Source organism: Aerosakkonema funiforme FACHB-1375, assembly GCF_014696265.1.
In the GTDB taxonomy this organism is placed as follows: Bacteria; Cyanobacteriota; Cyanobacteriia; order Cyanobacteriales; family Aerosakkonemataceae; genus Aerosakkonema; species Aerosakkonema funiforme_A.
In genome coordinates, this window is record NZ_JACJPW010000001.1 from 150,467 (window position 1) to 176,271 (window position 25,805).

Annotated in this window: 22 protein-coding genes; 14 read left to right on the plus strand and 8 right to left on the minus strand. The window is 46.0% G+C overall.

Going from position 1 to position 25,805, the window contains the following annotated elements; genetic code table 11:
- The first annotated feature begins 73 nt into the window (after positions 1-73).
- The 3 genes from H6G03_RS00800 (at position 74) to glmU (ending at position 3,758) form a co-directional block, all read left to right on the plus strand.
- A complete protein-coding gene (locus tag H6G03_RS00800; protein ID WP_190461158.1) occupies positions 74-958 on the plus strand; it encodes a tRNA (5-methylaminomethyl-2-thiouridine)(34)-methyltransferase MnmD in 885 nt (294 codons plus the stop codon).
- A 370-nt stretch (positions 959-1,328) separates the two neighbouring features.
- Positions 1,329-2,333, plus strand: coding sequence for a response regulator (locus H6G03_RS00805; RefSeq protein WP_456057554.1), 1,005 nt, complete (start codon positions 1,329-1,331; stop codon positions 2,331-2,333).
- Between the two features lie 60 nt (positions 2,334-2,393).
- Complete coding sequence (glmU, locus tag H6G03_RS00810; RefSeq protein ID WP_190461051.1) at positions 2,394-3,758, plus strand: bifunctional UDP-N-acetylglucosamine diphosphorylase/glucosamine-1-phosphate N-acetyltransferase GlmU; 1,365 nt, start codon at positions 2,394-2,396, stop codon at positions 3,756-3,758.
- A 96-nt stretch (positions 3,759-3,854) separates the two neighbouring features.
- Here glmU and H6G03_RS00815 read toward each other — a convergent pair whose 3' ends face one another.
- A complete protein-coding gene (locus H6G03_RS00815; RefSeq protein ID WP_190461053.1) occupies positions 3,855-4,814 on the minus strand; it encodes an isoaspartyl peptidase/L-asparaginase in 960 nt (319 codons plus the stop codon).
- A gap of 38 nt (positions 4,815-4,852) precedes the next feature.
- Positions 4,853-4,999: a DUF2256 domain-containing protein gene (locus H6G03_RS00820; RefSeq protein ID WP_190461055.1), complete on the minus strand. Its 147-nt coding sequence runs from the start codon at positions 4,997-4,999 to the stop codon at positions 4,853-4,855.
- A 59-nt stretch (positions 5,000-5,058) separates the two neighbouring features.
- On the opposite strand from H6G03_RS00820, the gene H6G03_RS00825 reads away from it, so the two are divergent.
- Positions 5,059-5,838, plus strand: a complete 780-nt coding sequence (locus H6G03_RS00825) for an RNA methyltransferase (protein WP_190461057.1) — start codon at positions 5,059-5,061, stop codon at positions 5,836-5,838.
- 125 nt (positions 5,839-5,963) lie between these two features.
- Positions 5,964-7,856 carry a serine hydrolase gene (locus tag H6G03_RS00830; protein WP_322111824.1) on the plus strand — a complete coding sequence of 631 codons (1,893 nt, stop codon included), beginning with the start codon at positions 5,964-5,966 and terminating at the stop codon, positions 7,854-7,856.
- A gap of 190 nt (positions 7,857-8,046) precedes the next feature.
- On the opposite strand, the gene obgE is transcribed toward H6G03_RS00830, so the two are convergent.
- Together obgE and H6G03_RS00840 are read right to left on the minus strand one after the other, a co-directional pair.
- Positions 8,047-9,045, minus strand: a complete 999-nt coding sequence (gene obgE / locus H6G03_RS00835) for a GTPase ObgE (protein WP_190461059.1) — start codon at positions 9,043-9,045, stop codon at positions 8,047-8,049.
- Positions 9,046-9,122: 77 nt separating this feature from the next.
- Positions 9,123-9,830 carry a Mo-dependent nitrogenase C-terminal domain-containing protein gene (locus H6G03_RS00840; RefSeq protein ID WP_190461061.1) on the minus strand — a complete coding sequence of 236 codons (708 nt, stop codon included), beginning with the start codon at positions 9,828-9,830 and terminating at the stop codon, positions 9,123-9,125.
- Positions 9,831-9,996: 166 nt separating this feature from the next.
- Between H6G03_RS00840 and H6G03_RS00845 the strand changes: the two genes are divergently transcribed.
- Entirely contained in the window at positions 9,997-10,365 is a 369-nt protein-coding gene (locus H6G03_RS00845) for an EamA family transporter (protein WP_190461063.1), read from the plus strand.
- 64 nt (positions 10,366-10,429) lie between these two features.
- Here the strand turns inward: H6G03_RS00845 and H6G03_RS00850 are convergent, their stop codons facing one another.
- Positions 10,430-11,521 (minus strand): class I SAM-dependent methyltransferase, encoded by a 1,092-nt coding sequence (locus H6G03_RS00850; protein WP_190461065.1) that lies wholly within the window; start codon positions 11,519-11,521, stop codon positions 10,430-10,432.
- Between the two features lie 261 nt (positions 11,522-11,782).
- Here H6G03_RS00850 and H6G03_RS00855 point away from each other — a divergent pair, with 261 nt between their 5' ends.
- From H6G03_RS00855 to H6G03_RS00865, 3 genes are read left to right on the plus strand one after another with little or no spacing between them, the layout of a single operon-like run.
- Complete coding sequence (locus H6G03_RS00855) at positions 11,783-12,964, plus strand: RNA-guided endonuclease InsQ/TnpB family protein (RefSeq protein ID WP_190461067.1); 1,182 nt, start codon at positions 11,783-11,785, stop codon at positions 12,962-12,964.
- A gap of 1 nt (position 12,965) precedes the next feature.
- Complete coding sequence (locus H6G03_RS00860; RefSeq protein ID WP_190461069.1) at positions 12,966-13,853, plus strand: sulfurtransferase; 888 nt, start codon at positions 12,966-12,968, stop codon at positions 13,851-13,853.
- Between the two features lie 29 nt (positions 13,854-13,882).
- Positions 13,883-14,830 (plus strand): putative 2-dehydropantoate 2-reductase, encoded by a 948-nt coding sequence (locus tag H6G03_RS00865; RefSeq protein ID WP_190461071.1) that lies wholly within the window; start codon positions 13,883-13,885, stop codon positions 14,828-14,830.
- 417 nt (positions 14,831-15,247) lie between these two features.
- Here the strand turns inward: H6G03_RS00865 and H6G03_RS00870 are convergent, their stop codons facing one another.
- Positions 15,248-17,509 carry a sensor domain-containing phosphodiesterase gene (locus H6G03_RS00870; RefSeq protein WP_190461073.1) on the minus strand — a complete coding sequence of 754 codons (2,262 nt, stop codon included), beginning with the start codon at positions 17,507-17,509 and terminating at the stop codon, positions 15,248-15,250.
- A 479-nt stretch (positions 17,510-17,988) separates the two neighbouring features.
- Positions 17,989-19,623 (minus strand): YcjF family protein, encoded by a 1,635-nt coding sequence (locus tag H6G03_RS00875; RefSeq protein WP_190461076.1) that lies wholly within the window; start codon positions 19,621-19,623, stop codon positions 17,989-17,991.
- A 999-nt stretch (positions 19,624-20,622) separates the two neighbouring features.
- On the opposite strand from H6G03_RS00875, the gene H6G03_RS00880 reads away from it, so the two are divergent.
- From H6G03_RS00880 to H6G03_RS00895, 4 genes are all read left to right on the plus strand, one after another.
- Complete coding sequence (locus H6G03_RS00880; RefSeq protein ID WP_190461077.1) at positions 20,623-21,075, plus strand: SET domain-containing protein; 453 nt, start codon at positions 20,623-20,625, stop codon at positions 21,073-21,075.
- 102 nt (positions 21,076-21,177) lie between these two features.
- Complete coding sequence (locus tag H6G03_RS00885; RefSeq protein WP_190461080.1) at positions 21,178-21,345, plus strand: hypothetical protein; 168 nt, start codon at positions 21,178-21,180, stop codon at positions 21,343-21,345.
- Positions 21,335-22,264 (plus strand): DMT family transporter, encoded by a 930-nt coding sequence (locus H6G03_RS39195; protein WP_190461082.1) that lies wholly within the window; start codon positions 21,335-21,337, stop codon positions 22,262-22,264. Before H6G03_RS00885 ends, H6G03_RS39195 begins: the two co-directional genes overlap by 11 nt.
- 170 nt (positions 22,265-22,434) lie before the next feature.
- Entirely contained in the window at positions 22,435-22,950 is a 516-nt protein-coding gene (locus H6G03_RS00895) for a DUF937 domain-containing protein (RefSeq protein ID WP_190461164.1), read from the plus strand.
- Between the two features lie 501 nt (positions 22,951-23,451).
- Here the strand turns inward: H6G03_RS00895 and H6G03_RS00900 are convergent.
- The gene (locus H6G03_RS00900) at positions 23,452-23,904 is read right to left on the minus strand and encodes a hypothetical protein (protein WP_190461083.1); all 453 of its coding nucleotides are present in this window, start codon (positions 23,902-23,904) and stop codon (positions 23,452-23,454) included.
- Between the two features lie 981 nt (positions 23,905-24,885).
- Between H6G03_RS00900 and H6G03_RS39200 the strand changes: the two genes are divergently transcribed.
- The gene (locus H6G03_RS39200) at positions 24,886-25,773 is read left to right on the plus strand and encodes an OmpA family protein (RefSeq protein ID WP_190461086.1); all 888 of its coding nucleotides are present in this window, start codon (positions 24,886-24,888) and stop codon (positions 25,771-25,773) included.
- Positions 25,774-25,805 lie beyond the last annotated feature (32 nt).

The following is a 25,805-nucleotide window of genomic DNA, read 5'->3' on the forward strand; positions in this document are numbered from 1 at the left end:
CGCCTATGGCCCATACCCGAATATACTTTTGATAAAACAGGAGAGTACGATCGTCATTATTCCCAGAGAAACAATGGCAGAGAGCAGCATTTTTACACCCCTGCCCACAGAAGATGGCTCCTTTACCTTCTTTTCCGCTGAATTTGGCGAAAGCTTTCACAGTGCGTCAGGTGCGATTGAAGAAGCCGAACTTAAATTTGTCAATCCAGTGGCTTTAAGATCCAAAGCTGTGCAACCGAGCTTGCGGCTGTTGGATATTTGTTACGGTTTGGGTTATAACACAGCTGCTGCCTTGGCGGCTATTTGGGAAGTTAATCCCAGCTGCCGCGTAGAGCTAATGGCACTAGAGTTAGACCCAACGGTACCAAAAGCGGCGATCGCACACAACTTAACCGACACCTGGCTTCATCCCATCCCGGAAATTCTTGCCCAGTTAGCTGCCGATCGCCAAGTAAAAACAACCCAGCTGCAAGCAAACTTGCTAATTGGCGACGCCAGAATCACAATTGAGCAGATCTGTCAAAGCTTCCAGGCAGATGCCATTTTTCTCGACCCTTTTTCCCCACCCAAGAATCCCCAACTGTGGACGGTAGAATTTTTGGGATTAGTAGCCAAATGCCTCAAACCAGAAGGTATTCTCGCCACTTATTCTTGTGCCGCCGCAGTGCGATCGGCATTGATGGCAGCTAATTTGCAAATAGGTTCCGCACCACCAGTAGGCAGGCGCTCTCCAGGTACAGTGGCTTGTAGGAGCAGGTTGCCAACTCCTACCTACCTGCCGCCACTCTCCCAACAAGAACAAGAACACTTACAAACTCGTGCTGCCATTCCCTATCGCGATCCAAATCTTTGCGATCCGGCTGAAACAATTCTACTCAGGCGTAAAATAGAACAAGGAACTTCTTCTCTAGAACCAACCGCCCAGTGGAAAAAGCGCTGGTTATTCACCCAAAATTAAGTTACCGTATTCCACAAGCCTGACTCCACAGGCAAGCGGAAGATTTGCGATCGAGATCGCAACTACCCCAATCGCTTATCACAGCCTTAAGGTTAGTTATATGCTGGTATAGGGTAAGGGTTCTACCAATCTATGTTTACGCAAATAAATCATTGAATTCTGTAGCCTACAGAGCAAATAATCCCTTGCTCTTTGTGAAATAGTTGACTTACTCTTCAGATACAGTGAAAATCCTCGAACTATTAGGAAGGCGACTGTGGCCTTGAGTCCTCGTTTTGATACTGATTCCGGCTCGTGTGGCGGTAATATTTTTAAGCCGCCGCATGAGCCAACAATTTTCGATCCATTCGGCGCTTCAACGTCTTTCAGTATATCCTCGCCAACCCCAGATAGCGGCGAATCAGAACAGCCAAAAATTCTTGTGGTTGACGATCATCCGGCCAGTCGGATGACAGCAGCAGCATTACTGGCGGTGGAAGGTTATGAAGTGTTAGAAGCAGAGAATGGACCGACAGCCCTAAATATGGTTTTGGAATCCAAACCAGACGTCATCCTACTGGATGTAATGATGCCAGGAATGGATGGGTTTGAAGTTTGCCGACAGTTAAAGCAAGATGAACAAACACGGTTAATCCCGGTAATTTTTATTACCGCACTCAACGATAGAAGATCCCGCATCCGAGGCATAGAAGCAGGGGGAGACGACTTTCTCACCAAACCCTTCGATCGCTTAGAACTCGCAGCTCGCGTTAAGTCGCTGGTACGGCAAAAGCGTCTCAACGAAGACTTAGACCATGCAGAACAAGTCGTATTCTCGATCGCCCGGGCGATCGAAAGCCGCGACCCCAACACCGGCGACCACTGCGAAAGGTTAGTGGATATGGGTAAAGCCTTCGGCGAATATCTCCACCTTTCCCGCGCAGATATTCGCGACTTGATGTGGGGAGGATACCTGCACGACATCGGCAAAGTGGGTATCCCTGATGCTGTGTTGCTCAAAAAAGGAAAATTTACTCCCGAAGAACTGGAGATCATGAAGCAGCACGTCATCATCGGCGAAAAAATTTGCCAACCGCTGCGGACAATGCGAGGCGTACTCCCGATCATCCGCCATCACCACGAACGTTGGGATGGCACCGGTTATCCCGATCGCCTTGCCGGTAACGATATTCCCTTGCTAGCTCAAGTATTTCAAATTATCGATATTTACGACGCCCTGACCAGCGAACGTCCTTACAAAAAAGCATTTACGCCAGCAGAAGCACTGGGAATTATTGATGAAGAAACAGCAAAAGGTTGGCGAAACCCCAAACTTGTGTCTCAATTTACGGAATTTATTCACACTATTGGCCAGAGAAAAACTCAAAAGTCATAGTAGCTACAGAATGACTCCAAGCGCGGTATACTCCGTGGGGAGTAGACTGACTCAAGAAAAATGGTAGCGGTAGCAATTTTAGCGGCGGGACGCGGGACGCGGATGAAATCGGATCTGCCCAAGGTACTGCATTCCTTGGGTGGGCGATCGCTCATTGAAAGAATTATTCTCACAGCGTTGGAGATCGAACCGAAAAGGCAGCTGGCAATCGTCGGATATCAAGGAGAAAAGGTGAAAGCAGCCCTCCAACATATCCCAGATTTGGAATTTGTCGAACAAACCGAACAATTGGGAACAGGACACGCAGTTCAACAATTACTGCCCCATCTCGAAGGTTTCCAAGGCGACCTGCTGGTTTTAAATGGGGATGTTCCCCTACTGCGATCGCAAACGCTCAAACATCTCATCGAAACTCATCAGCAGCATCACAATGCCGTCACCCTATTAACCGCCCACGTACCCAATCCGCAAGGGTACGGTCGGGTATTCTGCGACGGCCAAAATCTAATTAAACAAATTGTCGAAGACCGAGACTGCAATGCAGCCCAAAAGCAAAATCATCGCATTAATGCAGGAATATATTGCTTCAACTGGCCTCAATTAGCAAAAGTCCTGCCCCAACTGCAAGCCAACAACAACCAAAAAGAATACTACCTCACTGACGCCTGTAACTTGATGCAACCGGTAATGGCGGTAGATGTAGAAGACTATGAGGAAATTTTGGGGATAAACGATCGCAAGCAACTGGCAACAGCTTACGAGATCTTGCAAGAGCGAGTCAAAGATAAGTGGATGGCTGCCGGTGTCACCATCATTGACCCAAAGAGCGTCACCATCGATGATACGGTGCTGTTGGAACCCGACACAATCATCGAACCTCAAACTCATTTGCGCGGTCAAACAGTCATTAAATCTGGCAGCAGAATTGGCCCTGGCAGTTCGATCGAAAACAGTCACATTGGGGAAAATGTCACTATACTTTATTCCGTTATTAGTGACAGTGCAGTACAATCGGGTAGCAGGATTGGCCCTTACGCCCACCTGCGCGGTCACGTCGAAGTAGGTAACGGTTGTCGCATCGGCAATTTTGTCGAACTGAAAAATACTGCTTTGGGCGATCGCAGCAACGTCGCTCACCTATCATATCTGGGAGACACAACCGCAGGAGAGCGCGTTAATATCGGTGCCGGCACAATTACCGCCAACTACGACGGAGTGAACAAACATCAAACCAAAATAGGCGATCGTACCAAAACCGGTTCCAACAGCGTCCTCGTCGCCCCAATCACATTAGGATCGGATGTCACTGTCGCCGCCGGTTCGACTGTCACAGAAGATGTGCCAGATGACAGTTTGGTAATTGCCCGTGCCCGTCAAGTTGTCAAACCCGGTTGGCAGTTAAAAACGAGTCAAGACACAGAGTAAGTCTAGACGATCGAACATTTACCCAAATATAGAAAAGTTGGTAGATATTAATCTGCCAACTTTTCACTTAACAAAAGCGTGTTGTTGTGGTAAGATTTAAGACACAAAACCTGTTAGTTCATTGCCAGTCCATTCCAGTGTATCTCCCATCTGTTCCCCAGTATGATAGGCGGCAAGAAGAACTTCGCTAGTTTTGCCCCAAGCGATCGCACCCGTAGCATCAAGACCGATCGCACCTAAATCTCGCCCGCGATCGCGCGATTCCGTAAAACTGCGATTTATTGCCGCTGCCAAAGACATCCCATCCGTCACTCGCACCACAATTCGCGCCGCCAGACACTCATCGATAATGTCTTCCCCAATACCAGTACAGCTAATACCTGCAAAAGCATTCGCATAATTCCCAGCAGGCATCGCCGAATCACTGACCCGACCAATTCGTTCAAATCCCTTGCCACCAGTCGAAGTACCAGCTGCCAAGCAACCCTGACTGTCCAAAACTACCACCCCAATAGTACCGCGTCCGGCGCTACTTTCCGCCACCAATTCTTTTTCAGCTACCACCCCAGCCATTTCCTTGACAAAATTCTCATCCCGTTCCAACATCCACTCCTTCAAGCGAATATCCGTCAAAGGATTGTAGATCGGAACTTGCAACTCCCGCACCAACTCAGCCGATCCGCAATCCGACAGCACGCGATCGGGAGAAGATTGTAAAAATTGCGCCAGAAAAATCGGATTTTGCACTCGCGCTACATTGATTACACCGCTGAAACGCTGCGCCGCCCCATCCATCAACGAAGCGCTCATCCGAATTTGACCGTCAGATTGCAACACAGAACCCGTCCCCGCATTAAAGCGAGGGTCGTCCTCCAATAACTGGCAACCCCGAATCACCGCTGCACTGGCACTTGCTCCCGCCAACAGCATCGGATAAACTTCCTCTAATACCTGATAAAGTGATTTGCGTACTGCCTCAACACCTCCTTTCCCCTTCAGAGAGCTACCTGCACCACCGTGAATAATTAGCTTAGGTTGTACTTTGTCAGTTTTCATTTGTGAGTAGTCAGTTGTCAATTGTTAGTTGTTAGTTGTCAGTTGTTCCGGCGACGGCGACAACGTTCCGAGCAATACTTCACATCATCCCAGCAATCAGCCCATTTTTTCCGCCAAGCAAATGGACGCTGACAGACAGGACAAACTTTTGTGGGTAAATCCGATTTCAAGCGCTGGCGTGCCATGTTAAGTTAACGATACTATTGTTAATCAAATTTTACGGGAACCAAGTACAGACACACTAATGGAAGACACAGCCTTAGCGCAGGTGCGAATAGTGCTGGTGAGACCGATCGGCCCCTTAAACGTGGGTGCGGTCGCCCGCGTCATGAAAAATATGGGCCTGAGTCAGCTAGTATTGGTAGACCCTCAATGCGAGCATTTGGGGGAACAAGCTAGAACTATGGCACTTCATGCCGCAGACATATTGGAATCCGCGCAACTCTTCACCAGCTTGCCCGAAGCCTTGCAAAGCTGTGCCAGAGCGATCGCCACCACAGCACGCGATCGACGATTATCCCTGCATCTGGAAGCACCCCGCACCGCCTTACCCTGGCTGCTAGAAGGAAGGCCATCGGCCTTAATTTTTGGCCCCGAAGACCGAGGCTTGAGCAACGACGATTTAAAATATGCCCAGCGATTTATACGCATTGCTTCCAGCGATGCCTATCCCTCATTAAACTTGGCGCAGGCAGTCGGCATTTGCTGTTACGAACTTTACCAATCGATCGGAGAAGGAGAAAGGGATATCACCCCCCAACCTTTTGCTGAGGAAAATAGCGCAAGCTTGGAAATGTTAGAGCAGTACTATCAGCAACTAGAATCAGTCCTATTGAAAATAGGTTATCTTTATCCCCATACAGCTACATCGCGGATGGCCAAATTTCGGCTGCTGTTTAATCGCGCCCAGCCATCTACAACAGAAGTGGCTATGCTGCGAGGCATTCTCAGCCAGATAGAATGGGCCTTATCTACCCGTTCTGCAAGTGTGTCAAATGCCCCTTTACCTTCAGAAAAATCTTAAAAGTCAGTCATAGCTTCCCTGATAAGAATACATCTGTGATGTAGTACAGTTTTTTGGGTCTAGTATCGCGTAGCAGGATATCTGCTATCTGCAATCCGAAGTTAACTTTCTAAGAGGTGTCATCCGTGGCAGCGTCCGAGAAGGGCCATCCTCGTCGCCGGCGGCGACGGCAGCTTAAACAACAGCAAGTGCCTAATTGGCAGGAAATAGCCCGGACACCAACCGATCGGTCTGGGTTATCGAAACCCCGACAATCTATGGGAAGGGGTTCTTCTGCATCACAGCGTCGATCGCCCAGGACTCAAGGGCAAAGCCGCGATCGCTTGCACTGGTGGGAAAAACTGTTCGGTCAACCCGACCGCTCGCCAGCAACCCCAGCTAAAAAGCAGAAGGGAAGCAAGGTTGTCAGGAAGGGTAATATCTCCAATCTTTCCCTCAGACAAACAACCGCAAATGATGACTTGTGGGATGGCTTAAATATATTGCCGCCCCAGTCACCGGATCGAAATAGGTTTGGTTTAACTTCTGTCCCCCCTGTCCCACCACCCAGAGACAGAATAAGACCCACCGCTATCCCCCCCTTTCCCCAAATCCGGACGAGTAGGAATGCCAAAGATATTCCCCTACTCAAAAGCCAACAGCGAAAATCGAAAATGCAGAATGATGGCAGCCGTCGTCCTCCCCGAAAAAGCTTGGTAGCCTTACCGCCGCCTCAGAGGCAGCCAAAAAGTCCTATTCTTAAGAACGATCGTCGTCAAGAGAGCAAAAAAGCAGGACAGGAAAGAGTCAGAAAATCCCCTCAGCGGCTTCGTTCCGCAGATTCTGCCATCATTTCCTCCGTCCATCCCAGCCGAAATCCAGTTAAGAGCGGCTCGTTGCCACAGCAGCGCCGCAACTTCCCCTCCACGCTGGTTTACGGAACGCGCTTACTCATTTTGGGAATTGGTCTGGGTGTCGTTGTCGGCACAATGCTATCGATTTGGAACCCAGTTAACCGCCAGCCAGGTGGAGTTTCCAGTACGCCCAATCCTTCCCACAATAGTAATGTTGTGGCAGATATTAGTTTGAAGCCAGCCTCTACGTTAGGAGATAATCTCATGACGCTCAGGCTGACTCAAGAAATACCGCCTCTAAGGAATGCAATACAGTCTTTAATGACTGAGTATTCACAATTGGCTCCCGCAATATTTATCCTCGATCTCGATACGGGTACTTATCTAGACTGGAAGGCGACTTCCCCCTTAGCGGCGGCTAGCACGATTAAAGTACCGATTCTAGTGGCCTTTTTCCAAGATGTAGATGCTGGCAAAATCCGCTTAGATGAAGAACTGACGCTACGAGAAGAAGATAGAGCCGATGGTTCCGGTAAAATGCAGTATAAGCAGCCCGGAACAAAGTTTAGGGCTCTGGAAACGGCAACTCAAATGATTATCAACAGCGATAACAGCGCCACCAATATGCTGATCGCTCGCTTGGGAGGTTCGCAAGTACTAAATCAGCGTTTCCGAGAGTGGGGACTGACAGCAACTGAGATTCGCAACAAACTACCGGATATAGAAGGAACGAATACCACGAGTGCCAAAGAGTTAGCAACATTGATGGCGCGGGTAAACCAAGGCCAGTTGGTATCCCTGCGATCGCGCGATCGTCTCCTCGATATTATGCGCCGAACAGTCAATAACTCTCTCCTGCCACGCGGGCTCGGAAAAGAAGCCACAATTGCTCACAAAACCGGTAATATTGGTTCTATGCTCGCTGATGTAGGCTTAATCGATTTACCGAGCGGCAAGCGTTATATTGCATCTGTGATGGTTCAACGTCCGCGCAACGATACGCGAGCAACACAACTGATCAACAAGATCTCTCGCGTAACCTATCAATACTTCAGCAAACCGATCCCCACTCCTAAGTTGCCTATTGGAGATGGGTCTCCACCGGATACTTCTATTCCTTCTCCCGTCACCCCCACCAATCGGTTGGAAGAAACCCAGTCTGTTAATGCTCGCAATCGGGACTAGGGGCTAGGGGATAGGGACTAGGGGCTAGGGGTTAGGGGCTAGGGGAAGAGTGGGGGAGTGGGGGAGTGGGGGAGTGGGAGAATAAATCTTTTCCCTTTTCCCTTTCCCATCTCCCTATTACTCTTCTTTTTGACTTTTAACTTTTGACTTTTGACTTTTTCCCTCTTCCCTAGTTCCTAGCCCCTATCCCCTATTCCCTCTCTTCCAGCATTCGCCAAATTTCCTGCAACATCGACTCCAATCCGATATGGCTGACAGCAGAGATCTGGAAAACAGGAACCTGGCTGATATCTTGGAGTTTAGATGCGATCGCTTCCACATCGCGATCGTCTCCTACCGCATCCATTTTGTTGAGTGCTAGAATTTGCGGGCGTTGTGGCAATCCTCTGCCGTATGCTTGCAACTCCTGCTCGATCGTTTCATAATTAGCTACCGGATCGTCTGCGGTCGCATCAATCAAATGCAGCAGCAAACGAGTGCGCTCGATATGGCGCAAAAAATCGTGACCCAAACCGACTCCCAAGTGGGCACCCTCAATTAGCCCCGGAATATCTGCAAAAACGCAGCCATCGCCGTCTGGTTTGCGTACCACGCCCAAATTCGGCTCCAACGTTGTAAACGGGTAATCTGCGATTTTAGGGCGAGCGGCTGAAATGGCTGAAATTAGAGTAGATTTGCCTGCATTCGGCAAACCGATAATTCCCACAGATGCTAAGAGTTTCAATTCCAGACGCAGCAGTCTTTTTTCTCCCTCCAGTCCCGGAAGGGCATATTCGGGAGCGCGGTTGCTGTTGCTCAAAAAATGCTGGTTTCCCAGTCCGCCTTTACCGCCTTTAGCGACACAAAGGGTTTGCCCGGGTTCTACCAAATCGCCTAGAATTTCCTCAGTCTCTGTATCGTAAACAACTGTACCGCAGGGAACTTGGATAGTGCGATCGCTTCCATTTGCCCCAGTACGATTATTCGGCCCCCCACGTCCCCCATCTTCCGCCTTGAAACGGTGATGATATTTAAAATCCAGCAATGTTTGTAGGTTTTCTGTCGCTACTAAAAACACAGAACCGCCTTTGCCCCCATTGCCCCCCGATGGCCCCCCAGCCGGAACATACTTTTCCCGTCGGAAGGCGACAATACCATCGCCTCCCTTCCCAGCTTCTACTTCAACTTCTGCTTGGTCAATAAATTGCATAATTGCATATTAGTAATTAGTCTCGGTCATTGGTCATTGCACAGTTAATCCTCACAATCACCGATGACTGATGACTGCTAACAATATTGCGACACATCTTCACCGCACCTATCTGCCAAATAGGAGAGCGCCCGAAAACGCAAACCCACCAGCTGATCGTAAAGTGGATTGAGCTTACACAGCGGCGGAATGTGGACAACCTTGTGGTCAAACAGCATTACGTCTCGCTCAAAAGGACACTGGGAGGGAATCATTTTGCACAAAAAGCGAGCCACTCTGGGATCGTGAACTTCCAATCCGTCTAGCCAGTTCCGCACCGGTTTGAGCGCATCCCCTGGCTGTTTAGGCGGTTGGTAATCCTTTGCTGGTGGTGTCTTGCCATCAGGCTCCTCGCTTATCGGTGCCTCTGCCTTCTCTTCATAGAGTGTATGACGCAGAGACTCTAAAATCTCATCCTTTTGACCGAGAGCCTCGCAAAACTGGTGTAGCAGTTCATCCTCACTACTAGAATAAACGCCATCTGCCAATGCCACCATAAAAGCAGTCCGCAAGAAATTTTCAGCCGCATGGGTTTTTGGCCCCAAAATGGCTGCTAATTCTGCCGGCGTAATTTGTGTCAAAGACCCCAAATCAACTTTGGGAGCAAGTTCATTCTGAGTCAGAGAGGCAATTAACTGCTGTTCTTGTTCGTCAAAGTTACCGTCAGCCCAAGCAATAGTGAGCAAGCCGCGCAGCCAAGCTGCAATTTGTTCGCTTGTGTAGGGAGATTTCACAACGCTGGTCATGATATTTGTTTATGCTTATACTCGACTCGATTTTAACTCTGGTGCTAGTGGTAGTGCCTATAAATCGATCTTCATTTTGTCAATCCCTAGCAACCTACAATTAAATCTAAAATCTAAAATCTAAAATCTAAAATTGTACGAGATGTTCGCACGGGAATTATAGGTTGTGACTTTTTCAGAGTTTGGGCTGTTTCTCGTTTCGATTTTAACAAGTGTGGCAGGGCAATTTTTCCTCAAAGCAGGCGCATCCAAGCTGGGAAAAGTCAACGCCAGCAACTGGCTTGGCCATATTATCGGCATTATTACCACTCCAGAACTACTGTTTGGCCTCGCTTGCTATGCTTTGGGAGCCTGTGCTTATATTCTGCTACTGACGCGAGTCAAACTTAGCGTTGCTGGGCCAGCAGTGGCGTTAGTTTACGTTTTCGCTCTCCTGCTGGGCTACTTTATTTTTAAGGAAACAATACCCGCGAGTCGGATTGCGGGTTTGACTTTAATTGTGGGTGGTGTTGTTTTAGTAATCTGGAACAAATGATCTGCCAAAAAATTAAAAATGAAAAGTTTTTCCTGTTTCATTTTTAATTTTTAATTTTTAATTTTTAAAGGCGTTTGCACAGAAGCCAGCGTAGTTCCATCGGTGGCTTACCGTTAACGATCGGGAATAAGTCTCGCCCTGTTGACCAATTAGCGAACCATCCTGTAGGAGGCCATGCCTCTGGAGGTAAGTGTTGCTTTTCGTATTCAAACACAGATTCATCGGAAATGAGTTCTAGCGGCAGCCCTTCCATTGCTAAAGCCAGATCCGATCGCGTAAAAATAGCCGACCAAGCCACTTCTGACATTTCCCGTACTGCTCGAGGGGGTTCGTAACCATCTACTGTTAAGAAACTGTTAAACAATAACAACCCACCAGAGCGAAGCACATCGCACATTTTGGCAAGTAACAATCGCAGTTGATCCGCATCTCGGAAATGAGAAATCACTTCTGAAACTATTGCTATTTTGTAGTGTGCGGGTCGCATCCGCACCATCGGATCGAGGATATTACCTGGGGTGACTACTACAGGTAAACCTTCTGCTTCTACAGCAGCTTGTATTTGCTCGACAAAAGCAGGTGTTAATTCGATCGCGTGAACTAAATAGCCCAGCCTAGCTAGAGGTAAGGTATTGCGACCGGTTCCCGCTCCCACATCCAGAACTGGTGTAGAGCCGGGATCTTGCCCTAATTCAGCCGCTAACTTTAAAACTTTAGCATCTGCATGAGAACCAAACAAAGGTGGTTTTCTGGTTTCAACCCAGTTTTTGTATTGGTCTGCAACCGATGAAACGGCTGTGGAAAGATTGCACGTTAAACCTACATTGGGTGGTTTAGCTGGCTCGTACTTAAGTATGATATTGGAATGGGGCGAGGCGCTAAATCCTTCTTGCAACCTGCGTCCCATAACTTGACGCAATTGCTCCAGTTCTTCCGGAGAGAAGGCTCTGCCAAGTGTCTCGAACAGTATTTTCAGTCGCTGTACGTAATGATCCAGCATGGCCGGTACACAAGGCATTACCAGTTCACCACGAGGATAGATGCGACTGTTAAGCTTGTTGATAATGACTTGCTCCAGTACAGTCGGGTCTGTCACCAAAGGCAGTTGTTCTGTCTTCGATAGCGTATCTGCTGGGGTATCTTTAGAGGCAACCAAATTTTCAGTCTCCGTTGCTTGAGATCTGTCGGATCGATCCTAAATTTTAACCAATTGATATAGGAAGCCCCACAGTATCGCTGCTGATTTTGGTAATATAGCAACGGGTTAGGGATTAGGGGTTAGGGATTAGGGGTTAGGGGAAGAAGAATCTGGAAATCTTGCGTTTGGTGGAATAACGCCTCATCGGTTGCTAGACTGCTTACTGGGAACTCTGGCTTCCATCCGCCATCACCACTTTATCGAGAGCATAATGGTTGTATGCTGAATCTCACCTACGAGTACAAACTCATTCCTACCAACGCGCAACGCGAAACCTTTGACCACTGCGTCGAGATTTGCCGGAAGGTATACAATTATGGGTTGCGCGAACGAAAAGATTGGGTCAATTCTCGCAAGTGCGATCTCAACTCGTGCAGCATCAAACAGGAATACATCATCCCTGCCGATGCACCACGTCCAACCTTCGCTCGTCAGTGCAAGACACTGACAGAAGCGAAGAAAGCAATCCCTGAGTTAAAACTCGCGCATACTCATGTTTTGCAGCAAGTGTTGCGCCAATTAGAGGCGGCGTTTGTGGCTATGTGGGAACGCGGACATGGATTTCCTAGATTCAAAAAAAGGATGCGCTCATTTGTGTTTCCTCAGTTGAACTTGGAATCCGTCAAGCGCTTTGACGGTGCAGACTGGGTTAACCTGCCGAAGATTGGCTTGGTCAAAATGCACTTGTCGCGCCCAATCCCTGAAGGATTTGAAGTCAAGCAAATTCGTGTTGTGAGACGGGCTTCTGGTTACTATGCCATGCTTACCTTGCAATGCGATATTGATGCACCTCAGTCCTCAGCATCAGGGCATGGAATAGGGATTGGTTTAGGTTTGGAACACTTTTTGGCAACGTCTGATGGCGAGTTGATTGATAGACCTGGATTCTTTGTGGATGGGCAACGCAAGCTGAAATTGCTGCAACGCCAACTAAAGCGCAAGAAAAAGGGTTCTAGAAAGTTTCGTCAACTGCATCATCAAATAGCTAAGCACCACGAATACATCTCGAATAGTCGCAAAGACTTTCACTTCAAGACAGCTCATCATTTATGCGACCAAGCGCAAATCGTCTTTGCTGAGGATTTGAATCTCAAATCCATGTCAGCGGGAATGCTTTGCAAGCATACGCTAGACGCTGGGTTTGGGCAATTTCTCAGCATCCTAAACCATGTTTGCTTCAAGCGTGGTGTGTATTTTGCCAAAGTAGACGCAAACGGAACAAGTCAGACCTGCCCTAGATGTCAAACCCATACGGGCAAAAAGCCGTTATCTGAGCGAGTCCATAATTGCCCTGAGTGCGGCTATGAAACGAATCGAGATGTGGCAGCAGCGCAAGTCGTTTTGCAACGTGGCTATACAGCGGTGGGGCACATCGCGGTGAATTTTGGGGAGGGCAAGTAGCATGAGCTATCCCATTGAACCAAGAATACCCTCGGCTTCAGGCAGGGGAGTTGTCAATGAAATCCCATTTGTAGTTTCGCCAGCATGGCTATCGGAACACTTCAACGACGCCCAGGTAGTTATCGTTGATTGTCGTTTTTCTCTGGGAGATCCGGAATTGGGACGCCAACAGTATAAAACAAGTCACATTCCGGGGGCGCACTATCTTGACCTCAATCGCGACCTTTCTTCGTCTGTGAGTAAGTATGGCGGACGTCACCCACTGCCAAATCCAACTGAGTTAGGGCAAAAATTAGCGGCTATCGGGATAAATTGGCAAGAAACTTTAGCAGTCGCCTATGATGATTCCCGCTTTGCTTTTGCTTCTCGGTTTTGGTGGCTGCTGCGCTACCTGGGACATGACAAGGTAGCTTTACTTGATGGCGGTTGGAAATCATGGTTATCGGGTGGTTATCCGGTCACAAATGCGCTTCCTATGCCCAAACCAGGGAAATTTGTGCCAGCAGTTCGATCGCATTTTGTTGTAGATATTGATGCGGTCAAATCCCGTCAAGCACCACCACAAGTGATTTTAGTCGATTCGCGGGAGGCCGATCGCTACCGAGGCGAACGAGAACCGATCGATCCGATTGCGGGACATATCCCAGGTGCGGTTAATTATCCCTGGCAAGATGTCACAGACGAATTGGGCAGGTTACGATCGGTCACAGAGCAAAAGCAGCGCTGGTCAGGTGTTGAGTCCGCTGAAGAAATTATGGTTTATTGTGGTTCTGGCGTGACTGCCTGCGTGAATTTATTATCGCTGGAAATCGCTGGAATTAATACGGGCAAGCTTTATGCTGGTAGTTGGAGCGATTGGTGCGCTAGAGTATTAAATCCGGCACAGTAGGATATCGCAAGTCGCTTGAGGAAAAGTTGATGGAGTCATTTTCCGATCGCACCTATGCCATACTCGGTACTGGTGCGCTGGGCGGGTTCTACGGTTCCCGTTTGCAAAAAGCTGGTGCGGATGTGCATTTCCTGCTGCACAGCGATTACGAACACGTTAACAAGCACGGTTTAGTTATCGAGTCAAAAGATGGCGACTTCACGCTTCCCGATGTCCGCGCTTACGATGACGTGCAGAAAATGCCGCCTTGCGATGTGGTAATCGTCGCCTTCAAAACCACTCACAATCACCTGCTACCAAAATTGCTACCCAGCGTTGTCAAGGATGATGGTGTGGTTTTGGTACTGCAAAACGGATTGGGAGTAGAGGATGAAGTCGCCGAAATTGTCGGTGACAAAAGAGTTATGGGCGGATTGTGCTTTCTGTGTTCCAATAAAGTAGGGCCGGGACATATCCGTCACTTGGATTACGGTGAAGTTAAGTTTGCCGAATATGCGATCGGTTATAACTCACAGGGTATCACAACACGGATGTGTCAGATTGCGGCTGATTTCGATCGCGCTGGTATTCCAATTAAGTTAGCGGCAGATTTGCTGCTGGCACGTTGGCAGAAGTTAGTATGGAATATACCATATAATGGGCTTTCTGTGGTTCTCGATGCCAGAACTGACGAGCTGATGGGGAATACCCATACACGCGCTTTAGTCGAAGAGTTAATGTGGGAAGTGGCGGCGGGGGCAAAAAGTTGCGATCGCATTATCGCCGATAGCTTTATTGAAATGATGCTGGATTGGACTGTCAAAATGAAGCCGTATCGTACCAGCATGAAAATTGATTACGATGAAAAGCGACCTCTGGAAGTAGAAACTATGTTCGGTAATCCTTTACGCCTTGCACAACAGAAGGGTGCTAATTTGCCTAAGATTACCATGCTTTACCAACAGCTGAAGTTCTTGGATGCCAGAAATTCTCACTGATAGCGAACAACCGATCGCTGACAGCTATTGAGTATTTAAACCTAAGTAGTTTTTGTGCAGATTTTTGACTGCTTTCGGTATATACGCGGAAGTAGATGACGCTACTTTTCCATATCTTTATAGTGTGACGAAGTGGAGCGATGGCTGTGTGTTTCCCGTTTGATGATGAAGCTAATCAAGAAGAATTGCAAATACTTTGGGGTGATAGGTTAACAGCGTTAACTCCAATGCAAAGACAAATGGTAGTGGAAATTTTGCGACAAACCAAAAGATACTCAAAATCCCAGCATAATCGCAGCCAAAGCAGCTGTATTGCGAGTAATAGAGCCGATTTATACACATATAGCTGTTGTTAATTTTAACATAGCCATTATTTCCCTCTTCCCTAGCCCCGACGCCCTAGTCCCGACGCCCTAACTATAAACTCGAACTCGCAATTAGCAATTGTGCAGCTTCCTTATCCAGTGGTTTCGATAATAAATATCCTTGTCCGTACTCGCATTGCATAGCTTGTAGTTGTGCTTGCTGTTCCTTTGTTTCTATCCCTTCCGCAACTACTTCCATCCCAAGATTATGGGCAAGAGAAACTATGGCTTCTACAATTATGGAAACTTCTCGTTCAACGCCCAATTTACTAACAAAAGAACGGTCAATCTTTAATGTATCTAAGGGAAAGCGGTGTAGATAATTTAATCCGCAATAACCTGTACCGAAATCATCTATAGCCAATTTGATTTGTCGCTTTTTCAAAAGTTTAAGAGTAGCGCTTGCTTCTTCAGGTTTGTTTATCAAAAAAGCTTCTGTAATTTCTAATTTTAAATGTTCGGCATCCAGTCCTGTTTCTGCCAAAATTATATCTATTTTTTCCAGTAAATTTGGTTGAGAAAACTGTTGACCGGAGAGGTTTACATTAATTGTTAAATATCGATAATTGGGATATTGAATTTGCCATTGTTTCAGTTGCCGACAACTTTCGCGCAGCACCCACAAATCCATAGGTAAAATTAAGCCAGTTTCTTCGGCCAAAGGTATAAATTCTCCTGGATAAACCCATCCTTTCTGAGGATGCTGCCAGCGTAATAATGCTTCAAAACCAGTAATTTTACCAGTAATTAGAGATACTATTGGTTGATAAAACAACCTCAATTCATCGCCAGAAATTGCACGTCGCAAGTCATTTTCTAACTGTAAACGCCTGACGGCGCGATCGTGCATAGAAGCATCAAATACTTGATAACGCGCCCTACCTTCTGTCTTGGCGATAAACATAGCAATTTCCGCATCGCGCAAAAGGTCATCCGGTTGAGTTAACCCCTCAAAGTTGAGAGCAATTCCAATACTGATAGTGATGAATATTTCTCGCTCTTTTATATAAAAAGGAAGTGCTAATTCCTGGGTAATTTTTTCGGCAATCCAACTAGCTTCGCTAATGCTTAGGACGTCTTCTAACAGAATGGTAAAAGCATCTCCTCCAAAGCGAGCGATCGCATCTGTACCTTTGAAAAATGTCTCTAAGCGTTGGGCAATAGCTTTAAGAACACTATCCCCTACTGCGTGACCTAAACTTTCATTGATCGTTTTGAAGCGATCGATATCCAAAAACAATACAGCAAACAAATATTCTGGATGACGCTTCGCATATCTGAGTTCATGTCCTAAACGTTCTATAAATAATGTTCTGTTGGGCAAACCTGTTAACGCATCGTGAAAAGCATTATGAATTAGTTGTTCTTCCGCACGCTTGCGTTCGGTGATATCTCGCGTTACTTTCGCAAAACCTTTTAACTTTCCGCTTTCATCTCGTAATGCCGTTATGACAACATTAGCCCAAAAACGCGATCGATCTTTTCGCACCCGCCATGCTTCCTCTTCAAACCTACCTTCTGCTGCTGCCATTTTCAATACTCGATTCGGTTTGTCGCGTAGGATATCTTCTTGGGGATAAAAGCGGGAAAAATGCTGACCGATAATTTCTTTTGGTTGATAACCTTTTATTTTTGCTGCGCCTTCATTCCAAGTAATTATATAACCATTGGGATCTAACATAAAAATAGCATAGTCTTTCACACTTTGCACTAGCAGTTGGAAACTCGTTTCGCTTTCTCGCAATACCTGTGATGTCATATGGTGCGACTCTAACTGGTTAGTTACGTGCTTAGCTAAAATTTGCAATCCTTCCTTCTGTAAATTAGTAAACTGACGCGGTTTCACGTCCATCACACACAAGCATCCAAATGAATCACCTTGGCAGTTAATTAAAGGTATACCGACATAAAAACGGACAGAATGAGTAAAAGTGGCTAGTGCAGTAGTAGTTAATTTGGTATCCTGCCAAGTATCTTCAATAATTAGCAATTCCTTGTGGAGAAGAGCATAGGCATGGCAGGCACTATCCGTAGATATCTGTAACCCTTCTAAACTTCCTTCTGATGCAAACCATTGCTGGGTGCCATCGGTAAGATAAATAAGCGCGATCGCACTCTGGCAAATATAGGCAGCTAAGCGAGTAATATTGTCTAACTCCTCTTGGGAAGTCATTTTACCTAGATTTTGCTTTGCTGGATTATTATATATAATGAGTTCTTCCCAAGACAATAGTGGTCGAGCGTTCGCCGTTTTACTTGATTGATTATTCTCTCGATCCAACGTTTTTTCTGCAATTGCATCTTTATATTGCAAATTTTTCTCCTAAGTTACTTAAACAACTGATTGCTTATTGTTCTTTCTTGATTTAGGATCGCTATGAATTGTGGATTGGGTATCGCTAGTTGGTAAAGTCAGAAATGGGAAATTTCCACGATTAATCTAGGCTCTTGGGGATTAAATGTCCACAGGGAACATGAGCCGATAGAAGATCGAAGCGCCTCCAAAATCTACCTTAAATACATCATATGACACTTTAGCCAAAAAATTTTATATTTTTTTAATATTCTTAGGATTAGACAAATAAAATAGTTAGGCTGAAGGTAGATAAGCCTTGAAAAACGAGGTTAGTCGTGTGCGGTTGTAAGCTGGCAAGACATCTAGGTTTTAGAGCCAACTTCGATCGTATTCTTGTGGTATAAGCAAAATGGTCGTCCCAGGTAAACATTTAGATGCTTGGCAGCTTAGGGACGGGTGAAAAGCAAAGATTCGGTAATTTTCGCAACATTTAGCCCCTACCAATCATCGCGCTGGGGAGATGGCTTAAGCCAGTCGTCTTGGACATACTCTGGCTGTAATTTAATTTCTTCCTCTTGTTCCTCTTCTTCCAGTTCTTCGTTTTCCTCTAGTTCTGGCGCGTTGTTTGCCAAAGGCTGAACTACTTTCGCAATTGCCTGTTGGACGAAAACCTTCACAAATTCATCTTTTCGGTTTAACTGAAACTGGCGCTGCACCACTTCGGTAATTCCGCCATCGCCCCAATCTTGATCGTGACGAAAATATTCGATAAAACTTTTACCCGCAATTCTGGTAAGATAAGCAGCAGTGACGCCTTGAATTGCTTTACCCACTAAATAGGTAGCAAGGTTAAGTTGCAGAGCGGTAGAAAGTAATTCGATCGCACCCTTGACAATTCCCAAACTCGCCAGCGTTTTCCCCAAAGAAAGCGCCAATTCTCGTCCGCGTTCCATATTCAGGTCGCAGCCGTAAATTTTGCCGATTTCTACTACCATTTGAGCGTTCACCGCCGCCGTTGCCAGCAAATCCACCACCGGCAAAGGAGTTACCGCAATCACACCGGCACCGATCCATTGGAATCGTTCTACCACTTTATCAGCTTGACGCCGCCGTTGTGCATCGATGAGTTTCCGCGCTTCTTCTCCCAGACGTTGAGATTGCAGTAAAATATTATCTGCCATCAAGTCGTCGCCTTCGGCGCGGAGGACGATTGCCAAACGGCGGATTAACGGCATGACATCTGGTTCGGCTGTAAAGAGATCGCCATTTTCTAGTTTGACAGGTTTGGGATTAGCTGCGATCGCAACTACATCCGACATGGAGATAAATCCCCGCACTCGTTCCCGCAGACGCGCCAGAATTTTTTCCTTATCTTGTTCTATATAAAGGTCAGTTTTGTTGAGAACGAGAATACTGCGCTTACCGATTTCTGCTAATGCACGCAACGGTTCGTGTTCCGACTTTCGCAGATCGTTATCTACCACAAATAATAATAGATCTGCTTCCGTCGCCAATTGACGCGCCAGTTGTTCCCGTTCCGTTCCCGCCACCCCAGCTTCCAAAATTCCCGGCGTATCGGTGATGAGGATTTCCCGTTCCAATCCTTTCAACTTGAGATTGTAAGTTTCTCCCACCTCAGTCGTTCCCATCGGCGCATTCACCTGTCCTACCATCCTCCCCATCAACGCATTCACTAGAGAAGTTTTACCCGCCGAACCTGTCCCGAATACTACCACTTGCAAGTTACCGCGAGCGAGATTCGCTTCTATTTCGCGAGAACGACTGAGTAAAGCTTGTCGCGTCACCTCATCCTGAATCTGTTTCACCTGCTTTCGCACAGCGCGAAGCGTTTCTGCTGCTGCTTCCGTTTTCGCTTCCGGAACTTTAGGTTGAATTTTGCGACGGCGCGGCTTATTCTGGGACTGCCAGAACTGCATCGCGTAATAGCCAAAAGCTGCAATTAACATCGCCAGCAGCACAATCAGCAAGAAAAGCAGCAAATTGGCTAGCAGCGGTGGCGCTGACCAGGCAATATTAGCATAAAGGCGATATAGCGAGTTAATCAGCCAAATTACCAGACCCAGAAGTAGGCTGAGACCGGCAATCAACGTGAAAAGGCGAGATGGACGCATGAACTTGGCAGAGAGTTTTCTGCTGTTTGGAGGCAAGGCCCGTGCAAGTAGGAGTTGCTCAAGGCTCTAAATTCTAGCCTACACCCGCAGCTTGAGTCAGTCGTTCTCCAAGTTATTTCAGTGAGCAGACTTATCTACTATTCAACCCTGATGTAGCTGACGCTGTAGCAAAAAAAGAATTTGCATCCGGGTTCGATCACTTTGTACGCTTTGGACAATACGAAGAGCGATTTCCCCAATTCTCCGGTACTCCTGGAAATGACATAATACAAGGCTTTGGTAAGGCTACTCGGTTCTTTTATGGAGTTGATTACCAGAATACAAGCCCCCAGCCTTCTTACGACTATATACTGCGGAGTGATGGACGCGGTGAGATCGATACCCTCATCGGTTTGCCGGGACAAGACGGTTTCTCCCTTGCAGGTGAGATCGGTGTATCCCATCCCACAAACACAACGTTCTATCTTGGCAACGGTGCAAATGACTACGCCATCATTCGGAATTTCGAGAGAGGAATTGACGGAATCCAAATAGTGGGTACACTCAGTGATTACAGACAAGTAGTTTCGGGCGGAAATCTCAGCATCTTTAAAGGAGGAGATTTAATTGCAGTTGTGGAAGAACAAACAACTCCTCTAGGTCCGGCGCCAGTTTCCGTCTTCTACCCAGTAGGAGGAACTGTCTGGATCACCTAGAGCGCCAGTCCAGTAGAATAAATTGACTATTGGACAAAATATGTATTGTGTAGGGGCTTTCGCATTCGGGCCACAATCGATTGCGATCGGCAACAATTTTTTTGCCCGAATGCAACGCCGGAGCCGAGGTCTGTGCAAAGAATCACGTTTAGTTTGTCACGAATGGGAATAGAGCCAGTATATTCTATCGCTTTTAGCTTGACATCAAATAAAGAAAGTGCCAAAATATCTTTTGCTATAAACCATAATAGCTGTCCTGAATATTCAATGTTTGAAAGGTAATAAATGAGGATGTAAAAAAATTATGATAGCGAAAATTTACGAAAACGTTATCGTCAAAAACACTGACAAAGGATTAGGTGTTTTTGCGGTTCGGAACTTTCACAAAGGAGAAGTCGTCATCATTGGAAGGAGGGTTGAACTTCTTACTGAGCGAACGCTTTACTCTCTGCAAATAGATTTTAATTTACACGCAGAACTTGATGCTCCAGGAAGACTAATTAATCACTCCTGTAACCCTAATACCGGAATTAGAAATAATCAGTTCGGAGGATACAATTTTATCGCTCTATTCGACATCTCTGAAGGTGAGGAAATTACCTGGGATTATGAGACAACAGAGTACGTTTTTATTTCCGTTTTTCAATGCTTGTGTAATTCCTCGAATTGCCGAGGCAGACTGCGTGGCTTTTCTTTTCATCCTGTGGAAATTAGGCATAAATACGGCGAATTTATTGCAGATTACCTCAAAATTTAGCTTTGCCAGCTATTCATTCTCACATTATAAATAAATTCATTGTGGGACTAAACAGGTATTCTTTCAGGTTTGTAAAATTCGGTTTTTAAGAATATCAGCACTATGCCAATCTCTGTTAAGACAAATACTGTACAGCCTTTGCTCAATGAGTTTATTTTAAATGATGAATATAAAGAAGTGAGGCGCTTAGGTGAATTGCGGCGTCAATTCAGAGAAACCCAGTATGCCTACTTAGCAAATCTATTTAAGGAAGCTCATAGTGTCAACTAAAGAATCTCCAATCTGGGCAATTACCTGCTTAGTGGTTGCTGTTATTACCCTATCGTTTTCACCAATCCTAACTCGCATAACTGAAAACGAGTTAGGCCCTTATGCAACAACATTTAATCGTTTCTGGATTGCCAGCCTAGCTTTAATCCTTGGGAGTGGTGTCAAAATACTTTGGGATAAGCAGAACGAACGGTTACCTACTACCAAGGAAGCTTATACTATCCAGGATTTTTTCTACTTATTCCTGATTGCTAGCTTCGACTCAGCTTGCCTGGTGACTTGGGCTTGGTCTCTGACAAAAACAACCGTTGCTAACTCTAATCTCCTCCATAATACAACTCCCATATTTGCAATTTTAGGTGGGTGGTTACTGTTAAGTCAATATGTTAATCGTCGCTTTTTAATCGGGACAAGCTTAGCGCTAGGAGGTACTCTCATAATTGCTTTTCAAGATTTCCATCTGGCTCAAGATACATTGATAGGGGACAGCATTGCATTACTGTCTGCCCTTTTTTACGCTGGGGTTCTTTTGGTAACAGAGCATCTCCGAATTAAATTTGAAACAACCACAATTTTAATTTGGAACTGTAGTTTGAGCTGCTTATTATTGTTGCCATGTACATTGCTATTTGAAGATAGACTATTTCCAGTTTCCTTTTCTGGATGGTTGGCTGTTATTGCTCTAGGGCTTTTTTGCACCTTAATTGGAGTCGGTGCATTATTTTATACTCTCGAACAATTTTCATCGGGTTTTGTCTCTGTAATGATGTTGTTAGAACCTATCATCGCGGCATTCTTAGCCTGGGCAATTTTTGGGGAACGATTGAGTTTCTTAGACGGGTTGACGTTTGTAGTAGTATTATCTGGGATTTATTTGATTAAATCAGATTGGTCATTAGACGATAGCTCAAGCCTATGAACTTAATAACTCAAGTTGCTAGTTATATATGGTTATCTTTAAGAATTAGTGCGATCGCACCCCACCCCCACCCATCTCTCAAATTCCCCCAATTATCTACAATTAGCTAGATGTCAACAGCAGCCGATTGTGCGACATTTCTTAAACACAGACAACAAAGTGTAACAATTATGGGACTTTTAGACCAAATTTTGAATGCAGTAAACAGTTCCGACCAGCAAGGCTCTACAGGTCAGATTGCTAGCATTCTCAGTACCGTGCAGCAGCTGGGTGATAGCTACGGTGCCGACCCCTCAACCGTACAAACCGCCTTGTCCGTTGTCGGAAACCACGTTCGTTCTGCCTTACAGCAAAAGCAAGCTAATGAAGGTTTTGAGCAAGCGCAGGGTCTTGTAAATCAATATAGCGGCACATATCCCAACCCCCAAGCTGTCGATGCTATCTTCGGTTTTAACCAAGTGCAGCAAGTTGTGCAGGCAGTTGCACAAAGAACGGGGTTGGATGCCGGTATGATTCAACAAATGTTGCCGATATTAGTTCCCCTAGTCCTGAATTTCCTGCAAACTGGGACTACTTCTCAACAGCAGGGATCTAATCCGGTGCTTAATACCTTTTTGGATACTGACGGAGATGGTGATGTCGATATCGCCGATGCTATGCGGATGGCGGGTCGCTACCTGAGTTAGTAGTTGTTTTATCGAAAATTTTGGGTTCAAAACCCCGTCCTTCTAGGACGGCTTTTGATACAATACTAAGAGGTCGTGTACCCTTGAGAACGATGAGGAAACAGGTTTAACGTCCTACTCCGCGATCTCAAAATTCCTAACAGTCAATGGTATAAAAATCCAAACTGTAAGGACGAAAAAAGAAATCAAATAGGGTAGGGCATACCCGAATTTACGCTTGGGGAGTAGTCCATAAGAGTGCTTGCTGTAAAAGGTGTAGTCGGACTAGACATGAAACTGTAAGACCAAAGTTGACACTGGTCAATAGAGGCATGATTCAGCCCAAGAATCACCGCAATGACGGGCGGTGAGTGTCAATAAAGGGAATTTCAGATTTCAAATTTGAGATGGCAAATTGAAATATTCAATCTGCAATCTCAAATTGGTAATTTGAAATTTTGATTACCAGCCAGAAACCCGGTTTCTCAAAGAAACCGGGTTTCTTTGTGCTAAAGGATTGTATTAATACCTCCTCGCTCTGCTAATAATGCCCTCCAAATCATTGACACTGCGGCGCACAGTAGACCAGTCTCTTTCAACGCGGGGGCCTAAGCGCCTGCGTTGCAGGAAATTGTCTATTCTAGATGCACTGGAAAGTACAGAACGAAGATCGGAAGTAACATTTTGACCTCTGTCGTAACGATCGAGCAAACGATCGGTCGCCCTTTCAAAGTCTTTGACGTATCGGTTAATTTCATCTTCTTGGTTGGTGCCGTTGAGACGACTGCGATCGAGTGCGTCATCTAGGCTATCCTGAAACCTATCTGTGTTACTTTCTATGCGGCTTAAAATTTGCTCTACTTGGCCGTTGTCTCGGCGCGGAAAGCGTTGCGCTTGCGCTTCGGAACTTATGCCAATACTTGTTCCTGCGATTACCAGTGCGATTAAAAGCACCCTTTTGATTTTATCGATCATGTTTCTTTTCCTCCCTGTTGGGAATTAGCAGTTTGATTTTTACCAAACCGACTTTTAGTAGAACTTGTGCTTTCCCTCTTTCTATAGATGACAACTTGCTGGAAAGATTATGGAAATACTAATTCAGCAATTGCCAAACAGCATCTGCCGACCGAGCGCGAGGGCAATAGAATTAAGTTGGGAAAAAAGCCCTTTTCCCTATCCTAAACTCTGATTCCAAACAGTGGTGCTACTTAAGGTTTGGGTTGGCACAAAATTCAAAATTCTCAATCTCCCAAACTTTGACGGGATTGGCTACTGTATGTTCCCTGATATTTAGGGCCGATTGAGGATAGCGATCGATCCTGATGTGAGCGAGTCCGGAAACAGAGCAGAAATTTATACCTCTGAAAATATCAGATTACATATTCTGGATTAAAAATCTTGTCTATAGAAACACTTTATGGTCTGATAAACAACTAGATACTTAAATTATAGGTATTGCTATTTACAGAAAGCTTCGGTCAATTTTACCTGGGAAATTCTGGATTTTGGATTATGCTCGTTTAATCCAAAATCCAAAATCTCAAATCTAAAATCGACTGCCGATCGGCCTTTGGGGGCCTGCCCAAGTATGATAGGCAGATGAGTCAAAAGTGACTATCCCCGACATCATTAGCAGTATGGCCGCCAAGGGTAAAAAGTATGGTCTTGTGCGGAACCATCCACGAAGCAATGGGTGTTGGAACATTTATAAATCTCTTTAGTGCGTTTTCGGTGTGAGGACGAACACCCAAGGACAGGTTGAGCTTGTTTATCTTTTATTTATATCAGGGGAAGGTAGTTTTAACTTGCAAGTTCCATAATCTTTTTTAAAGATTCAAACAGCTGCTTGCTGAGTTGACAAATTTAGGGTGATATACCAAATCACCAGGTTGAGATATTATCGCAGATGCTACGTTGGCTTTATTGTGGAAAAGTGTTTGGATGAGGTAAATAAGCGTGAAGGAATATTCAGAGGAATCTCCTGGCTTTGGCCGCTTTTTACTAATTTTAGTGTTCAGATTGCTGCTTTTGGCTGTGGGAGGCGCTATAGCGGGGTTAATAGGGGTGGCGATCGCCACGGTGAATCCCGCGACAAGGCCAAATAAGCCTTTAGTGGCAAAATTGCTGCAACTTCCCGGCGATGTCAAAAACTCGCCCACTCTTGCCAAAAACCCAGCTGCCACAGAAGCGTCCGCTTCTGAAACTCAAGCAACAGCTGTTCCCCCACCGCCAAAGCTAACCCCACAGCAGAGACAGAAATTGGAAGCGGAAGTCAAGCAGTTAGAAGCGCAATTGAAGGTTTTGCGCGATCGCGCCACCACCTTGGAAAACCAAATCGGTAGCAGTAATCCCACCGAAGCATTAGAAACCCGATTGCAAGTTATATCCCAGCAACTGAAAGCTGCTGCCCAACCGCAACAGGCAAACAACTCCGCCGCATCAGCAGCAGAGATAAGCCAACAAGTTTCTTCCTCCGGTGTACTCATTTCCCCAGAAACGCTGACGGCTACACTTCCCAGCGATGCTTTATTTTTAGACAGCCAAGCTGTTTTGCGGAAAGAAGCACGCCTGATTTTGGATAAGCTGATCGCTGAATTGCAAAAGTACCCAGGCGCAAGAGTCAGTATTGCTGCCCACACTGACAGCGCTGGAGAAGCAGATAACAATCGAGTGCTATCTTTTCGGCAAGCGCAAGCAGTTGAACAGTATATCTCCAGTACGTTAGGTGATAAGTACCACTGGCTAGTGTTGGGGTACGGAGAAACTCGACCTCTTGTGCCGAATAACACTACCATCAACTTGCAACGCAATCGCAGGCTGGAAATCTCCGTTGATAATAATTAATCAAAAGTCAAAAGTCAAAAATCAAAAGTCAA

Bases quoted from the DNA above. Each gene is read 5' to 3' on its own strand.
- H6G03_RS00800 (WP_190461158.1), top strand. From the start codon at position 74: ATGGCAGAGAGCAGCATTTTTACACCCCTGCCCACAGAAGATGGCTCC.
- glmU (WP_190461051.1), top strand. From the start codon at position 2,394: ATGGTAGCGGTAGCAATTTTAGCGGCGGGACGCGGGACGCGGATGAAA.
- H6G03_RS00815 (WP_190461053.1), bottom strand. From the start codon at position 4,814: ATGAAAACTGACAAAGTACAACCTAAGCTAATTATTCACGGTGGTGCA.
- H6G03_RS00820 (WP_190461055.1), bottom strand. From the start codon at position 4,999: ATGGCACGCCAGCGCTTGAAATCGGATTTACCCACAAAAGTTTGTCCT.
- H6G03_RS00825 (WP_190461057.1), top strand. From the start codon at position 5,059: ATGGAAGACACAGCCTTAGCGCAGGTGCGAATAGTGCTGGTGAGACCG.
- obgE (WP_190461059.1), bottom strand. From the start codon at position 9,045: ATGCAATTTATTGACCAAGCAGAAGTTGAAGTAGAAGCTGGGAAGGGA.
- H6G03_RS00840 (WP_190461061.1), bottom strand. From the start codon at position 9,830: ATGACCAGCGTTGTGAAATCTCCCTACACAAGCGAACAAATTGCAGCT.
- H6G03_RS00855 (WP_190461067.1), top strand. From the start codon at position 11,783: ATGCTGAATCTCACCTACGAGTACAAACTCATTCCTACCAACGCGCAA.
- H6G03_RS00860 (WP_190461069.1), top strand. From the start codon at position 12,966: ATGAGCTATCCCATTGAACCAAGAATACCCTCGGCTTCAGGCAGGGGA.
- H6G03_RS00865 (WP_190461071.1), top strand. From the start codon at position 13,883: ATGGAGTCATTTTCCGATCGCACCTATGCCATACTCGGTACTGGTGCG.
- H6G03_RS00875 (WP_190461076.1), bottom strand. From the start codon at position 19,623: ATGCGTCCATCTCGCCTTTTCACGTTGATTGCCGGTCTCAGCCTACTT.
- H6G03_RS00880 (WP_190461077.1), top strand. From the start codon at position 20,623: ATGATAGCGAAAATTTACGAAAACGTTATCGTCAAAAACACTGACAAA.
- H6G03_RS00885 (WP_190461080.1), top strand. From the start codon at position 21,178: ATGCCAATCTCTGTTAAGACAAATACTGTACAGCCTTTGCTCAATGAG.
- H6G03_RS00895 (WP_190461164.1), top strand. From the start codon at position 22,435: ATGGGACTTTTAGACCAAATTTTGAATGCAGTAAACAGTTCCGACCAG.
- H6G03_RS00900 (WP_190461083.1), bottom strand. From the start codon at position 23,904: ATGATCGATAAAATCAAAAGGGTGCTTTTAATCGCACTGGTAATCGCA.